The sequence below is a fragment of the Armatimonas rosea genome (genome assembly GCF_014202505.1).
In the GTDB taxonomy this organism is placed as follows: domain Bacteria; phylum Armatimonadota; class Armatimonadia; order Armatimonadales; family Armatimonadaceae; genus Armatimonas; species Armatimonas rosea.
This window is the reverse complement of the sequence record NZ_JACHGW010000013.1, coordinates 1-14,441: the sequence shown is the minus strand read 5'-3', so window position 1 is coordinate 14,441 and position 14,441 is coordinate 1. Positions and strand designations below refer to the sequence as shown.

The window sequence follows — 14,441 nt, the reverse complement described above, 5'->3', positions numbered from 1 at the left end:
TATTCTTGCCGTGCAAGATTCATGCCAAAGTCAACGCAGTCAGAGGAATATCCTTATAGGGGACATCGGCAGTAGACGTTGTTTGCTGCCGTGCCGAGGCGCTGGTCGCTGTGAAAGCCGCAAGCCCCGCCGTTAGGGAGAAGAGTGCTACTGCGAGGGGTAAAATGGATCGTTTCATAGTTGATACCGTATTACTTTCGTCTTTCAGGGAAGCTCTTGACCGCGTAGCGCTCCTATCCCTGATACCGTTTCCCCCAGAGCGCAGAGTAGAGTGCTGGTGCCAGAACGAGCGTGAAGAGCGTGGACATCGAGAGTCCACCAATCACGGCAATGGCTAAAGGACGCTGAAGCTCGGCCCCCGCACCAATTCCCAGAGCAAGCGGGAAGAGCGTCAGAATGGCCGTGAGGATTGTCATGAGCTTGGGGCGCAGGCGGACTTTCCCCGCGTAGACCAAGAGCTCGTCGAGGGGCATCTTCTCGCGCTGGGCGAGCTGGCGCGTGTAGTCAAAGAGAAAGATGCCGTTCTCCGTGACGATTCCAATGATCATGATCGCTCCGGTGATCGAGCCGATATTGAGCGGGGTATGGGTGATGCTCAGGGCCAGGACCACTCCCGAGAGAGAGGCGATAGCAGCAACAAAGAGCGCAACCGGCTCTTCAAAAGAGCGGAAGTAGAATAGCATCACCAAAAAGACGAGCACGATCACCACACCCAGAATCTCAAGAAGCTGCTGGAATGACTCCTGCTGGCTCTCGTACTGCCCGCCGTATTCAATGATATAGCCGGGCGGGAGCGAGAGGGTCTTGAGCTGGCTCTGGATGTCTTGGATCGCACTGCCGAGGTCGCGACCGCTCAGCTGCGCGGTGACGGCGAGCATGGGGCGTAGCCCCTGGCGCTCCGTCTCTGTGCTTCCCTCGGTGCGCTCGATCTTCGCCAGTGTCGCCAAAGGAACCATCGTCCCACTCGGAGTGGCAATCTGAAGGTTCTGGAGAGAAGCCAAGCCCTCCTGCCGCTTGCCTTGGCTCCAGACACGCACGGGGATCTGGCGCTCCCCGTTCTGGACAATCGTGGTCACCACGTCCCCGTACATCGCAGCGTTCACCGCGGCACTCACCGACTCAGGCGTCATCCCCACCGCGGCAGCTTGCTGCTTGTCCACCTTGAGCTCGATCTCAGGGCCGCTCTGGGTAACACCATCAAACTCATCCACCACCCCAGCCACCGATTTCACGCGCTTGCCCACCTCCGGGGCGAGTGCCTGGAGCTTCTTAATATCATCCCCAAAGATACGCACTTCGATAGGCTTGGGAGCGCCTGCAAGGTCACCGATCAAGTCTTGGAGGATCTGGGCGAACTCGATATCTACCCCAGGGACTTCCTCATGGATCTTGTCGCGCAGCTCGTCCATGATCGCGCCCACCGCCCGGTTGCGCTGCCCGTGGGGCTTCAGGCGCACGAGAAAGTCACCATCGTGCGGGTAGGTCAGGTGGAAGCCCAGCGCCGCCCCAGTGCGACGTGAGTAGGCTTGAATCTCCGGTGTCTCGGCGAGCTTTTCCTCGATCTGGCGGCAGATGCGATCTGTTTCGGTGAGAGAGGTGCCGGGTGGCATCTTATAATCAAGGACAAAGCCGCCCTCGTCCATGTCCGGCATGAAGCCCGTCTCCAGCCGTGTAAAGAGAATGAAGACGCCAAAGAGCGCGGGGATCAGTAGCACAAAAAACGAGACTTTGTTGCGAAGTACCGTGGTCAGAACCCGCTCAAAGACATGGCTCACCACCTGCATCAATCGTCCCTGGGACTCTTCATGATGCTCGCCCGGTGTGGTGCTGGCATTGCCTGATGTAGTGCTGGCATTGCCTGATGTAGTGCTGGTATTACCTGATGTAGTGCTGGTATTACCTGTTGTCTTCAGCCAGCGGGCGGCGAGAATTGGGGCGATCACAACGGCCAGCACGAGCGAGACGGTAAGAGTCAGCACAATGGTCAGCGCAAGTGGCGCGAAGAACTGCCCGGTGATTCCCGAGAGCAGGGTCAGAGGAACGAAGGTCACAATCGTGGACAGCGAGGATGCTCCCATCGCGGGCCCGATCTCCTTCAGGGCGCGCCCCACGGCGTCATGTGCAGCAAAACCATCCTGCATGTGCCGGTAGATATTCTCCACCACCACAATCGCATCGTCTACGACCAACCCCAAGGCAACGGCAAGGGCTCCCATCGTCATGATATTGATGGTCTGCCCAAACAGAGACAGGAGTCCAAAGGTAATCAGAATCGACGCCGGGATGACGGTCAGGACGACTGCCGCCGAGCGAAAGTTACCCAGAAACAGAATCAAAACGAAGGCGGCGAGGGCACCGCCGATGAGAATGGCCTCGCCGACACTGCTCACCGCCTCCTGCACTAAGTCCGCCTGGTCGTAGAAGTACTGGATCTTCGCTCCCGCCGGATAGCTAGCCTGGAGGCGGCTCAGAGTCGCACGGACGTCCCCCGCGATCTTCATCGTGTTGCCATCGGGCTGGCGCAGAACATTGACCAGCACGGCGGTCTCACCGGCTGCAGAAACGGCGATATTTTGTGGTGTGTAGCCACGCACGACCGTTCCCAGGTCGCCGACACTCACGGCGGCGCGGTCTTTCACCGAGACAACAACACTTTCGATCCCAGCGGTATCGGTGGCTTGGTTGACGGAGAGGACGGAAAAGCGATGGTAGCGCTCCTCAAACTGTCCGACCGCCGAGACCGTGTTGCTCGCCTTGATGCTCTCCTCGACTTGGGTTACGGAGAGCCCATGCGCTCGGAGGCGTGCCGGGTCAAGGTTCACCCAGAACTCACGCGCATGGCCCCCCACGATACGCACCTCGGAGACGCCCGGAATCTTGGTGAGCTCAGGCCTAAGGGTATAGAGCGCATAGTCGTAGAGGTCCGACAGATCGGTCTGCTTCGAGGTCAGGCTAAGACCTAAGATCGGGAAGACAGTTGGGCGCATCAGCTCGGTTCGCAGAGAGACACCACTGGGCAGTGTCGGACGCACCTCCGCGAGGCGAGTATTGGCGAGGTTGAGCGTCTCCATCATCGGAGTGCCCCAAGCAAAGTCCGCCGTCAGCTCCGCCGAGCCACGCGAGGTGACGGAGTGGATACGCCGGATCTGGGGGACGCTACTTAGCGCTTGCTCTAGCGGCTTGGTAACCTGCGCCGTGACCATGTCGGGGGGAATATCCCCATAGTCGGCCAGAATCTTGATGCGCGGGATATCAAGCTGTGGAAAGATCGAAGTCGGCACGGAGCGAATCGCCATCACTCCCAAAACGCAGGCGATGAGAACGAGAAAGAGCAGCGCTTTGGCATAGCGCTCTAGGAGGCGAGAGAGGTTCATGGCTTCTTCTCTTCCTCGGTCGCCTTCTTCTCAGGCTCGCTCTGGATGCTGACTTTACCGCCCTCTTCGACCTCGTGTGCTCCTACCGTCACTACGCGATCCCCCGCAGCAATGCCCTCGGTAATAACAACCCAGTCGTCTGCACGAAGTCCTACTTTGACTTTCTTGCGATGGGCGATATTGCTTGTATCCACGACCACAACCGCATCGCCCTGCTCCTCTTCCACTAGTGCGGCGGCAGGAATCGCGATATTGGTGGTGCTTGCCGCGAGAGTGACTATAGCTTTCCCACTCAGTCCTGCACGTAACTCACGTGGAGCGTTGCCCAGGAGCGTGAGCCAAACAACCCCGTTACCACTGCCATCCGTCCCTTGTCCCACAGCACTGACGCGGGCCTTGAACGGCACCTCCCGTAGCGTGTCGAAGCGCAGCTCAGCCTCCTGCCCCGCGCGTAGCTTAGCGAGCTGCGTCTCGGGCACGCCGACCCGAAATCGAAGGTGCCCTGGCTGACCGATCTCCAGTAGGAGTGTTCCTGGCTGAGCCGTATCGCCCACATTGGCAGCGCGACGCAATACGACACCAGAGAGAGGAGCGGTAACACTCAGATACTGAGCACGCACTTGGGTCTGGCGTTTCTGCTCCTCTTTTTGCGCCACATCACTCTTGCCCGCTCGGGCTTGCTCTAGGGCTGCTTGTGCGCTCGCCACTTGGGCTTTTGCCGCGGCAAGCTCCTCGCGCTTACCCGCTTCAGTGAGCTTGATGCTCTCCGCTGCCTTAAGGCCACTCTCCGCCTCAGCGACGCGTGCCTCGGCGACGGCGATATCTTCCTTTCGGCTACCTTCTTCAAGGAGCTTGACCCGCTGAAGTGCCTCCTGGTAGACACCTTCGGCGACCTGCGCCGCGGCCCGTGCCTCTTCCCACTGCCGTTGCGAGACGACTTGCTCGTCCAGAAGACGCTTGGTGCGCTTGAGCTGTGCCTGAGCCGACTGGTTCTGCGCATCGGCTTCGGTGAGAGCGGCACGTGCCCCCGCGATCTCTTGTGGGCGTGAGCCTGCCTTCACCCGCTCCAGCTCACGCTGCGCGGTCGCAAGCGCCGCCTTAGCCTTAGTCAGCTCAGACTGGTTGCCGGACTGGAGTGCGATGAGCTCCCCTTCGGCTTTCTTCACCAGAGCACGCGCTGCCAGTAGGCTCGCCTCCGTCTGACGCTGGGAGAAGCCAACGCGCAGTTTTTCCTGATCCACCGCAAGGCTGGCTTGTGCAAGCTGCGAAGGGGCTTCACCGGGATCTAGCTCCGCCACGACCTGCCCTGCGCGAACAAAGTCGCCTTCCTTCACGGGCATCTGACGAATGCGGCCCACAACCTGGGCACTGATAAGCGTCGTGGAATTGGGCTCCGGCTCGGTAACGCCCAGTAGCTCCACGGTTTCTTTGAGAGGATGGGGACCGGCCGTTGCAACCTGCACCTGAGCGGTGCCCTTTACCTCAGGCTCAGCCGCAGTCTCCCCGGCGGGTTTACTGCGTTTCCAGACAAAAAAGAGGATGCTGGTAAAGGCCACAGCAAGCACGATAGGAATAATTCGACGCAAGGCATTCATCCTTTTTTCTCGTTGCCAAGGGAAAGTGTTGGGGGCTCGTAGCGCATGGGTTGTGTGCTGAGAGGCGCTGGCAGAGCGGCCCCAAGCGCACGCTCTAGGCCCGCCTCGGCAATATTGTAGTCGGTAAGCGCTTTGAGATGGCTCTGATAGGCACTTCGCAGCACGCCCAGAGCATCCAGAACGTTAAGATAGCTGGTCGCGCCTTCTCTATAGCCTGTCTCTGCAAGCTGATAGAGCCGCTGCGCACGCTTTAGCTGCTCCTCCCCTGTGCGAGGAACCAAAACGCGCGCTTGCTCCTGGAGGTAAATAGCCGTTGTCAGATCGAGGAGAACCTGCTGCTGCGTTGCCCCCAAGCTCGCCTCTTTCTCCGCCGTCGCTGCCTGAGCCTCTTGTACCGAGGCACGAAACTGTCCCCGGTCAAAGAGGGGCAGAATCACCCCGACTCGGTAGCTGTTGCCTCCTAGCCAGTTTTGAAGCTGATTATGTGCATAGACAACAGCAAGCTCTGGCTTGCTCGCGGACTTTGCGACCGCGATCCCTGCCTTCTGCGCCACCACGGTCGCGCGTGCGGATTGAACCTGCGGCTGCTCATCAACACTTTTGAGCAGGGCTGCTTTATCGTAGGTCTTCAACGTGACGCTCGCGAGGGACGGCACGGCAAGAGGGGTACTGAGGGGTTGCTGGAGCAGAGTGTTCAGAGTCGCCACTTGAACACTGACGTTGGTTTGGGCGATAAGAAGCGCTTGGCGAGCGTTCTCTACCTCAAACTCGCTACGCAGGACATTGGCGATGGGCACCTCACCTGCCTTGTACTGGGAGTCGGCGAGTCGGGAGAATATCTCTGCAACGCCGAGTGCCTGTTGCGCAAACTCCACCCCCGCCTGGGCAGATTGGAGGTTGTACCATGCCGTTCGAACACGGAAGGTAACCTCTTGCTGGATCAGGCGTAGCTCGAATCGGGGAACGTCAGCCTCATTGCGTGCTTTGGCGGTAAGGGCACTACGCTGGCCGAAGACATTGAGCCGCTGCGTGAGCTGAATATCTTGCCCCGTGGCTCCAGCACCAACACTATCCAGGTTCTTGCTATACCCAATGTCCAGCTCCGGATTAGGCAGAGCGCGTGCCCCCGTGAGCCGCGACTCCGCCTGCACAACACGCTGTTTGGCCGCAAGGATATCAGGATGACGCAGAAGCGCTTGACTGACTGCCGTCTCTAGAGTCAAGGCTTGCGGTTGGGACTGTGCCGACGGGAGGGACTGTGCCAGGGAGGGAGTTCCCAGCATCAGTCCACCAGCAAGAGACAAGAATCCCCATGAAACGGCTACCAGATACCTACTACGCATTTGCCTTCTTTCTGCTCTCACGATTCGAATCAACGACCGTAAACGAGGATCACGGCCGAGCCTGGCTCCATGCTAGGGCGGCGTTGACCTGGTTCGGCGGGCTTGAACTTTGCGGAGATGAGGTAGAGCTTCCCTGTTTTAGGGTCGATTGTCAACGTGCGTGCCCCTGTCTGGGTAGGAACGGTTCCTATCGCCTTGAAGGTCTTTGTCTCGACCAAGGTTAAGGTGCCGTCGGCTCCGTTGGAGCTAAAGGCAAGGTTCTGCTTTGCATCGAACGCAGCCGCATCCGGGCCTTTACCAATCGTCGGGGTGGCGAGCACCTTGCCCGAGTCGGCATCCACCACTGCCATTTTTTCATTGCCACAGACCGCAAAGAGATGCCGATGCGCCTTATCGAACGCGAGACCTGAGGCCTCTTCACCCGGTGCTATCTTCCAGCGGCTCTTGATCTTCAGCCCCTTGGCATCCATTGCGAGAAGCTCGCTGGTGTCCTCGACATTGAAGTAGACCATGCCTTTCTCGTCGGTTACGGCGAACTCTGGCTTTCCGCCCGCAGGGATGGTTGCAAGGACTTTGCCCGTAGTAGCATCCAGCGCCGTGACATCATTGCTAGTGCCATTAAAAGTAAAGACACGGTTCGTCGCCGGATCGTAGAGAATCGCATCGGGGTTCTTGCCCACGGGAATGCGCTGGATCTCTTTGAGGGTCTTCAGATCAAAGACCAGAACGGTGTTCTCGCGACCATTGCTGATAAACCCACGTCCGAGCTTTGGAGCCAGGGCCACCCCATGGACGCCTGGAGTATTGGTGATATCCCCAACGAGCTTGTTGGTGTTCGAATCCATCACCATCACATGAGTGCTGCGGGTGACATAGAGGCGATGGGCATCGCTATCCACCGTGAGGTAGTCCCAGGCTCCTTCGCCACCGACGGCAACCTTGGTGAGCAGGTGGTAGCTGGGAGCCTTTGGCTCCTGTGCCAAAGTGTGGGTTGAAGCAAGGACACTGATCGTCAGTGCAATCGGTAGCAGAGCAAGCAAAGTCTTCATACAGATATTCCTTTTGAGAGCGGCTGTAACTCCATACCCAACAGCCTAATCCCATTTTACGAGCCAATCCTTAGCCTAGTATTAGAGAACCATAGCCTAACTACCAACGGACTTTGGCCTGGAAACTCTGATCCTGACGATGGATTTCCAGAACCCAGCCATAGGCTTTAGCGATCCGGTGACAGAGAGTTAACCCCAGGCCAGCTCCACGGCTTTGCGTTGAGATTCCTGATCCCATAGGCTCCGCGACATTGATGATAGTCAGCTCGGTAGGAGCGTGTTGAAGCGTTACTTGGATGGTCGTCCCTGGTGGCGCATACCGATGCGCATTGTCCAGCAGGTTCCGAACGAGGACCGCAAGAGCTGTATAGGATGACTCGATTTCAACCTGAGGAGACAGCTCCAACTCAATGGTGAGGCGACGCTCTTCTCGCAGGGGAAGGAGCGACATGAGAGCCTCCTCACAGACAGCAGTCAGGTTGACCGTTTCCAATGATTTCTCCAGGTCGCTCTCGCCGAGGCGACTCAGCAAAAGCAGACTTTCTGTCAGGCGAGCCATCCGCTTCACCTCTACCTGAAGATGCCCTAGTGCCTCTTGGTACTCAGAAGTGGCTCTTGGGCGAGACAGAGTCACCTCGATTGTCCCTAGGAGAACCGTCAAGGGAGTTCGAAGCTCATGCGATGCAGCGGCTGCAAACTCTTCGCGTGAGCGAGCGCTCTCTCGCTGGCGAACCAGCAGGGCATTGAGCGTGGTCACGAGCTGGCGAACCTCGGCATCCTGAGAGGTAGGGCTCAAGAGGACCTCTCTGTCACCCTCATCCGCTTCATTCGCCTGGGCAGCGAGTGCTCCGATGGGCCGCAGGGTGCGTCCGATCACAAGTCGTGCCAGGATGCTTGCCAACACCGACAGAACCAGTGAGAGTGCAGCTAAGAGCTGAGCTTGTCGCCGAAGCTGTAGCTCCGTCTCGCTCCAATCCACGCCCAGCACCAGAGTGAACTCCCCTACCTGTGCAACGCGAACACGCCAGCCATCGTTTGTGTCAGGTTTGCGTGGCCAGGGAACAACATTGCGGCGATTCGTCCCCAGAACCTTACCCTGCGCCCCAAAGACCGTCACTGCCACTCGGGAAAAGCGACCATCTTCACGAAGCTCCTCCAGTGCGTCTTTGGGCTCTTTCCACTCCTGACTTAGCTGAGCAGTTGCATTCTGCAGGAGCGTCTCCGTCTCGCGCTCCGCCTGTGCGCGGAGAAGGAGGGTCGCTGCAAGCCAGAGTGCAATCCCAAGCCCCATAAAGACGAGCGCAAAGGACAAGGTCAGGCGCGAGCGTAGCGAGGAAAGCACCTACAGACTCCGATCTTGAAAGATATAGCCAACACCGCGCATTGTATGCAGCAGAGGCGTCGCGAAGTCCTTATCGATCTTGCTACGCAAGTAGCTGATGTAGACGTCTAGGACATTGCCCGTCCCCCCAAAGTCATACTCCCATACATGTTCAAGAATCTGGGAGCGGGTCAGCACGCGCCCCGCATTACGCATCAGGTATTCCAAAAGCCGGTACTCCGTCGCGGAGAGCAACACTGCCTTCTCTCCTCGAATCGCCTGCCGCGTCGAGGAATCCAGAGTAAGATCGCCAACGCGGAGGACGACAGGAGCACTTGGGGGGATAGTTCCTCGCCTCAAGAGGGCGCGCATTCTCGCCAGAAGCTCTCCAACCTGGAAGGGCTTAACCACATAGTCATCTGCCCCTGCATCTAGCCCCTCGATCTTATCTCGGGTGAGATCCCGAGCCGTGAGGATCAGTATAGGAATGGTAAGCCCTGCTGCCCGAGCGCGACGGCAAATCTCAAGGCCATCCAGGGTAGGAAGCATCACATCGAGCAGAAGAATGTCCCATGCTTCTGTCCGAATTCGCTCCCACCCCTGGAGACCGTCTTGTTCGTCGTGTGCTGTGTAGCCCGCTTCAACAACCGCTTGACGCAGGAACCGCACGACGCCAGGGTCGTCTTCAACGATTAAAACTTTCACCAGCGTTATTGTGACGCCTATGTGCCTATTTGCCTCGTTTTACCTTGACAGGCTTCTCGTCTTTTTCGCCCTTCTCATCTTTTTCCGGCACGGCTTTGGCTTTTCCAAGGGCAACATTCAGGGCGCTGGTCAGCTCCTTGCCTTCATCTTCAGGTGTTGCCTCTTCGGTAGCGCCCACTTTTCCGGTCGCGGCATCTACTTCCACCTCGGTGATCTTCTTACCCTTGATAACAATCACGTCATAGATGTACTTGCCCCCCTCGGAGATATAGGTTGCGCTGAACGCCTTACCGCCCTTTTTTGCCTCTGCCGCCTTAATCGCGTCCCATGGTCCAACGTGCTTTGGACCACCAGCCTGTGCCTGGGTTAGAGAACCGATCCCAATGGCAACAACCAGTGCGGCAATTCCGAAAGTAATGTTCTTGTTCATCTGATCTCTGGGCTCCTTAGACCCTAAGTTCATTTTGACATCGGTTTATAAGAAGAGCCTTTGAGATTGCTGAGAACAAGATTAGAGATCGTTTTATGGCTAACGTAAAATGGTCGATCTCGCGACCTAGACTATCCCCAGAAAAGCGAAGGTTTATTACGTACGCTATCTCTTGAGAAGCGTCAGCGATGCCAGGTGCGGGAACGTGGTTGAATTCAGGGGACGGATACAAGTCGATTATCGGCACGTCTTCTTAGATGAAGTCCACAGAAGGATGCGCTGTAGCTCTAACGCTTGCTTCGCCCCGACCATACAAAGCCCCCGCGCTCCATCTATCGGAGGGGGCTTTTCCGGCGCGTTAAAATAGTTTGACCGTTGTTTGACTCTTTTTCGGCTCCTCATCCGTCTTGGCTATAGAGACTAATCATCATACGCACTGGGGGCAAATCAACATGAATGCATTGAAAATCAAGGGAGCGGTTGCTCTCGTCACGGGCGCAAACCGTGGGCTCGGGTATGCCCTTACGGAAGAGCTTCTGGATCGGGGGATAGCGAAAGTCTACGCTGCCGCGCGCAACCTCGACACTCTGGGCTTCCTCAAGGAGGAACGCGTGGTTCCACTCAAGCTGGACGTGACCGACGAGAGCCATACCTTGGACGCCATCCAGGCGGCGGCGGATGTCGAGATCGTCTTCAACAACGCGGGACTTGCGCTTTCCTCGACGATCCTCGGCCCGGAGAGCGTCGCTGAGGCCCGCAAAGAGATGGAAGTGAACTTCTTCGGCCCGCTCAGAATCATCCACACGTTCGCTCCCGCCCTAGCCCAAAGCGGGCGAGGCGTCGTCAATATCGGCTCTCTCGCTGGCCTGGCGAGCGTGCCGTTCATGCCGACGTACGGCGCGTCGAAGGCGGCGCTCCACTCCCTCACGCAGGCGGCCCGCAGTCTCTTCGGGGCGCAAGGTACCGCAGTTCACGGCGTTTATGCGGGGCCGATCGATACCGATATGGCGCGAGGGCTGGAGATTCCGAAGGCCTCCGCTCGCGAGGTCGCCGCCGCAATTCTCGACGCCGTCGAGGCCGGGGTCGAGGATATCTATCCCGATGCCTTCGCGGAAAGCTTCGCGGCCCTGTACGAATCCTCTCCCAAACGCGCGGAGAAGCAATTTGCGGCGATGGAGCTATAGAATCATGGCTAACACAGATTACAGGAAGAGCATTCTGGTTGAAAAATCGCCTCAAGAGGTCTTTGCAGCGATCAACAACGTCCGCGGATGGTGGTCTGAAGAGATCGATGGAGATACTGATCGTCTCGACGCTGAGTTCGATTTTTCCTATCGCGATATCCATCGAAGCGCGCAGAGGATTACGCAGTTTCTTCCCGGGAAGAAAGTCGTCTGGCTCGTGTCACGCTCCTTCCTTAGCTTTGCGAAAGACAGCGGCGAGTGGGACGGAACGACGATCGTATTTGACATTTCTCCGACGAGCGACGGAACGGAGCTGACATTTACCCACGTCGGGCTCGCGCCGGAAATAGAATGCTTTAATGACTGCTCCAAGGCTTGGGATTTCTTCGTGGACGACAGCCTTCGGAGCCTCATTGTCACTGGGGTCGGCAAGCCCAACCACAAAGAAAACCGAATCGAAGAAAGCCAAATCTGACATGATGAACCTCAAGGGCGCAAGAGTCGTGCTGACGGGTGGAAGCCGCGGGCTCGGTCTGGGGCTGACGGAGGCGCTGGTCGCGCAGAGCGCGGACGTCACCGTGGTCGCTCGCGATCTGAAGTCTCTTCAGTCGGTCGGCGACCGGCTCGGCGTCGCCGTAGTCTCCGCCGATGTGACCGATGAGCAAGCCGCGCATCGAATTCTTGACGACGTTCGCCCCGCGCTTCTGATTCTCAATGCGGGCGCGCCTCCGCCCATGGAACGCCTGGATAGAATCTCCTGGAAGGACTTTTCCGCCACGTGGGAGCACGACGTCAAGGCGAGCCTCTTCTGGTTACAGGCCGCGCTCCGCGCCCCGCTCGCGCCTGGAAGTCGCGTTCTGGTCGTGTCGAGCGGGGCGGCGGTGAATGGCTCACCTCTCTCCGGCGGCTACGGCGGGGCGAAGCGGATGCTGTGGCTGATGGCTCGCTACGCCCAGGGCGTCTCCGATCAGGAGGCGCTCGGGATTCGCTTTCAGGTCATCGTTCCCCAGCAACTCGTTCTCGGAACGGGAGTCGGCGATGCTGGAGCCCACGCCTACGCGGACGCTTTGAGCCTCACCCCCGAGGCGTTCGTCGCCCGCTTCGGCGCGCCGCTGACCCCCCTGCGGTTTGGGCAGCTCGTTCTCTCGGTCGTCGGGGACGGGCCTGTCGAAGAGGGGTTCGCCTTCGGCGTCACGGCGGAGGGGGGCGTCCGGGTTCTGGAGGAGGTCGCCGCGTGAGCGAGGAACGTACTCGGCCGTCCTCGGAGCGCCATGCTGAGTTTCTGGCGCAGGCCGACGCGCTTCGGCCCGAGCTGCACCGCTACTGCGCTCGTTTGATGGGCTCGGTGATTGAGGGGGAAGACGTCGTGCAAGATACACTCGTCCGCGCTCTGGTAGCGCTTCAGGATCGAGAGAGCAAGGAGCTGCCGTCGCTCCGTCCCTGGCTCTTTCGCATCGCCCATAACCGCGCCATCGACCTTCTCCGTAGCCGGGGTGTCCGCCAGACGGAGCCTATCGAGAGCGCATTGGAGACGCCTGATCCAAACAGCCCCGATCCTCTGGAGACGCTTCTTCAGCAGGAGGTGCTAAAGACCGCCGTCTCTCGCTTCGTCGAGCTGCCCCTCCCTCAGCGGAGCGCCGTCATTCTGAAAGACCTGCTGGGGGAGTCTCTGGCTGATATCGCGAGCTTGCTCGATCTGTCGGTGGATGCGGTGAAGGGGCATCTGGCGCGAGGGCGGGCGAGCTTGCGCGAAGCAAATCGAGGCGCTATGGCGTCGCCGCCGGTCAGCGCGGAGCCTTCCGCCGCCGTAGCGAACTACATCACACTGTTCCACCAGCGCGATTGGGACAGCCTTCGCGCGCTTCTCGCCAGCGACGTGAAGCTCAAGCAGTCGTCGTACCCGCTTCGCGTCGGGCCGAAAGACGTCGGGATGTTCTTCTCAATCTATGCCCTCTGCGAGAGCATCCGGCTTGTTCCAGCGCTTCTGGAGGGGCGCGAGGCGATTGTCGTCTATGAAGATCCCCACTCCGAGACGCCCAGCCATCTCATGTGGCTCGAGTGGCGCGACGGGCAGATCGTCTACATTCGCGATTACCGGTACGCCTCCTACATCGTCGACGACGCGGAGCTCACACTCCTCTGATCTCACCCTTGAATCTGTTCTCGAAAGGAACTAAAAAACCATGGACTCAATTGCTAATACGGCTCAAAGCCACGTTCGGGCCGCCAGCGAACGCGTGATTCACCTGATGTCTTTCGTCCCGGACGATCGGCTTAGCTGGGCACCTTCCCCAACCTCGCGGTCGTTTCTTCAGGTAGTCGCGCATATCGCTTCGACGAATCGGGCGTTTGCCCAGATCCTCTCAGACGAAATGCCCGAGGAGGTGCCTTCTCCGGACGATTTCTTCCGCGTTCTCCGCGTAGCGGAAGAGCGCATCACGACTCGAGAGGACGCGATCGCTGATTTCACGGAGTCCACTGAGGAACTGAGAAAGGCCATGTCTTCGCTAACGGCGGAGAACATCGCCACCGACCGGCGGAGTCCCTTCGGCCCGATGCCGGCGCAGGCCTGGCTCGACATCGTACAGGGTCATATTGAGGGGCACCGCGGCCAACTCGAATTCTTGCAAACGCTTTGGGGCGATCTGGATCAACACCGCTCGTAGGGGCGGGGAGGCACGACAGCCGAACGGAAGATCTACGAAGACGCCCCGCCGAAACAGATCGGTGGGGCGTCTCCTCTAATTTACTTCTACGCGACCGTCAGCCGCGTCGCGCCGCTTCGATGGTCGCAACATCAATTTTGGTCATCTGCATCATCGCATCGAAGGCACGTTTGGCGACAGCGGGATCGGGATCGGTTACCGCTTCGGATAGGGAGATCGGCGTGATCTGCCAGGATAGTCCCCATTTATCTTTACACCAGCCACAGGCACTCTCTTGGCCGCCATTGCCAACAATCGCATTCCAGTAGCGATCTGTTTCCTCTTGGTCGGCGGTGGCGACTTGGAAGGAGAAGGCTTCGCAGTGCTTGAACACAGGTCCACCGTTGAGCCCGAGGCAAGGAATCCCCATCACGGTGAACTCGACCGTCAGTACATCGCCTTGCTTGCCCGCGGGATAGTCTCCTGGAGCGCGATGCACCGCACTGACGGCGGAGTCGGGAAATGTCTCTGCGTAGAATCGTGCCGCGTCCTGGGCGTCTCCGTCATACCACAGACAAATTGTGTTTTTTGCTGGCTTTGCCATTTTCCTGTTTCCTTCTTGATGAGCTGCCTCGGTGAGTGGCACACAAGGTACTCTCAGTGGGGCTTTGGCTTTTACTCCGCGCCAAGTTGCCGAACCGGGGCGACTTTAGTTTTTCGGGCAAAACATACGCTAAGGAATCCCATCTTGGCCCCCAGGTAAGAATTGACGATAGAATCGGTGCACCACAAAAC

13 protein-coding genes are annotated in these 14,441 nt (G+C 58.6%); 5 read left to right on the top strand and 8 right to left on the bottom strand.

The window, feature by feature from the left end; translation table 11 throughout:
• Positions 1–233 precede the first annotated feature (233 nt).
• The 7 genes from HNQ39_RS29210 to HNQ39_RS29180 form a co-directional block, all read right to left on the bottom strand.
• Positions 234–3,374, bottom strand: coding sequence for an efflux RND transporter permease subunit (locus HNQ39_RS29210; RefSeq protein WP_184204146.1), 3,141 nt, complete (start codon positions 3,372–3,374; stop codon positions 234–236).
• Positions 3,371–4,960, bottom strand: coding sequence for an efflux RND transporter periplasmic adaptor subunit (locus tag HNQ39_RS29205; protein ID WP_184204145.1), 1,590 nt, complete (start codon positions 4,958–4,960; stop codon positions 3,371–3,373). Before HNQ39_RS29205 ends, HNQ39_RS29210 begins: the two co-directional genes overlap by 4 nt.
• Before the next feature lie 5 nt (positions 4,961–4,965).
• On the bottom strand, positions 4,966–6,252 hold the full coding sequence (locus HNQ39_RS29200; RefSeq protein WP_184204144.1) for a TolC family protein: 1,287 nt from the start codon (positions 6,250–6,252) through the stop codon (positions 4,966–4,968).
• A gap of 89 nt (positions 6,253–6,341) precedes the next feature.
• A complete protein-coding gene (locus HNQ39_RS29195; protein WP_184204143.1) occupies positions 6,342–7,361 on the bottom strand; it encodes a YncE family protein in 1,020 nt (339 codons plus the stop codon).
• Positions 7,362–7,461: 100 nt separating this feature from the next.
• Positions 7,462–8,703 (bottom strand): histidine kinase dimerization/phospho-acceptor domain-containing protein, encoded by a 1,242-nt coding sequence (locus tag HNQ39_RS29190; protein WP_184204142.1) that lies wholly within the window; start codon positions 8,701–8,703, stop codon positions 7,462–7,464.
• On the bottom strand, positions 8,704–9,387 hold the full coding sequence (locus HNQ39_RS29185; RefSeq protein WP_184204141.1) for a winged helix-turn-helix domain-containing protein: 684 nt from the start codon (positions 9,385–9,387) through the stop codon (positions 8,704–8,706).
• Between the two features lie 25 nt (positions 9,388–9,412).
• The gene (locus HNQ39_RS29180; RefSeq protein ID WP_184204140.1) at positions 9,413–9,817 is read right to left on the bottom strand and encodes a PepSY domain-containing protein; all 405 of its coding nucleotides are present in this window, start codon (positions 9,815–9,817) and stop codon (positions 9,413–9,415) included.
• 452 nt (positions 9,818–10,269) lie between these two features.
• Here HNQ39_RS29180 and HNQ39_RS29175 point away from each other — a divergent pair, with 452 nt between their 5' ends.
• Genes HNQ39_RS29175 through HNQ39_RS29155 form a run of 5 tightly spaced genes read left to right on the top strand, consistent with a single transcriptional unit; the run spans position 10,270 to position 13,667 of the window.
• On the top strand, positions 10,270–11,001 hold the full coding sequence (locus HNQ39_RS29175; RefSeq protein WP_184204139.1) for an SDR family oxidoreductase: 732 nt from the start codon (positions 10,270–10,272) through the stop codon (positions 10,999–11,001).
• A 4-nt stretch (positions 11,002–11,005) separates the two neighbouring features.
• The gene (locus HNQ39_RS29170) at positions 11,006–11,476 is read left to right on the top strand and encodes an SRPBCC family protein (RefSeq protein ID WP_184204138.1); all 471 of its coding nucleotides are present in this window, start codon (positions 11,006–11,008) and stop codon (positions 11,474–11,476) included.
• 4 nt (positions 11,477–11,480) lie between these two features.
• Entirely contained in the window at positions 11,481–12,239 is a 759-nt protein-coding gene (locus HNQ39_RS29165; protein WP_184204174.1) for an SDR family NAD(P)-dependent oxidoreductase, read from the top strand.
• Complete coding sequence (locus HNQ39_RS29160) at positions 12,236–13,144, top strand: sigma-70 family RNA polymerase sigma factor (RefSeq protein ID WP_221290465.1); 909 nt, start codon at positions 12,236–12,238, stop codon at positions 13,142–13,144. The genes HNQ39_RS29165 and HNQ39_RS29160 overlap by 4 nt, the downstream gene beginning before the upstream one ends.
• Before the next feature lie 40 nt (positions 13,145–13,184).
• On the top strand, positions 13,185–13,667 hold the full coding sequence (locus tag HNQ39_RS29155) for a DinB family protein (protein ID WP_184204137.1): 483 nt from the start codon (positions 13,185–13,187) through the stop codon (positions 13,665–13,667).
• Between the two features lie 97 nt (positions 13,668–13,764).
• Here the strand turns inward: HNQ39_RS29155 and HNQ39_RS29150 are convergent, their stop codons facing one another.
• Entirely contained in the window at positions 13,765–14,250 is a 486-nt protein-coding gene (locus tag HNQ39_RS29150; RefSeq protein WP_184204136.1) for a VOC family protein, read from the bottom strand.
• Positions 14,251–14,441: the final 191 nt, after the last annotated feature.

Bases quoted from the DNA above. Each gene is read 5' to 3' on its own strand.
- HNQ39_RS29150 (WP_184204136.1), bottom strand. From the start codon at position 14,250: ATGGCAAAGCCAGCAAAAAACACAATTTGTCTGTGGTATGACGGAGAC.
- HNQ39_RS29210 (WP_184204146.1), bottom strand. From the start codon at position 3,374: ATGAACCTCTCTCGCCTCCTAGAGCGCTATGCCAAAGCGCTGCTCTTT.
- HNQ39_RS29175 (WP_184204139.1), top strand. From the start codon at position 10,270: ATGAATGCATTGAAAATCAAGGGAGCGGTTGCTCTCGTCACGGGCGCA.
- HNQ39_RS29170 (WP_184204138.1), top strand. From the start codon at position 11,006: ATGGCTAACACAGATTACAGGAAGAGCATTCTGGTTGAAAAATCGCCT.
- HNQ39_RS29200 (WP_184204144.1), bottom strand. From the start codon at position 6,252: ATGCTGGGAACTCCCTCCCTGGCACAGTCCCTCCCGTCGGCACAGTCC.
- HNQ39_RS29165 (WP_184204174.1), top strand. From the start codon at position 11,481: ATGAACCTCAAGGGCGCAAGAGTCGTGCTGACGGGTGGAAGCCGCGGG.
- HNQ39_RS29180 (WP_184204140.1), bottom strand. From the start codon at position 9,817: ATGAACAAGAACATTACTTTCGGAATTGCCGCACTGGTTGTTGCCATT.
- HNQ39_RS29195 (WP_184204143.1), bottom strand. From the start codon at position 7,361: ATGAAGACTTTGCTTGCTCTGCTACCGATTGCACTGACGATCAGTGTC.
- HNQ39_RS29155 (WP_184204137.1), top strand. From the start codon at position 13,185: ATGGACTCAATTGCTAATACGGCTCAAAGCCACGTTCGGGCCGCCAGC.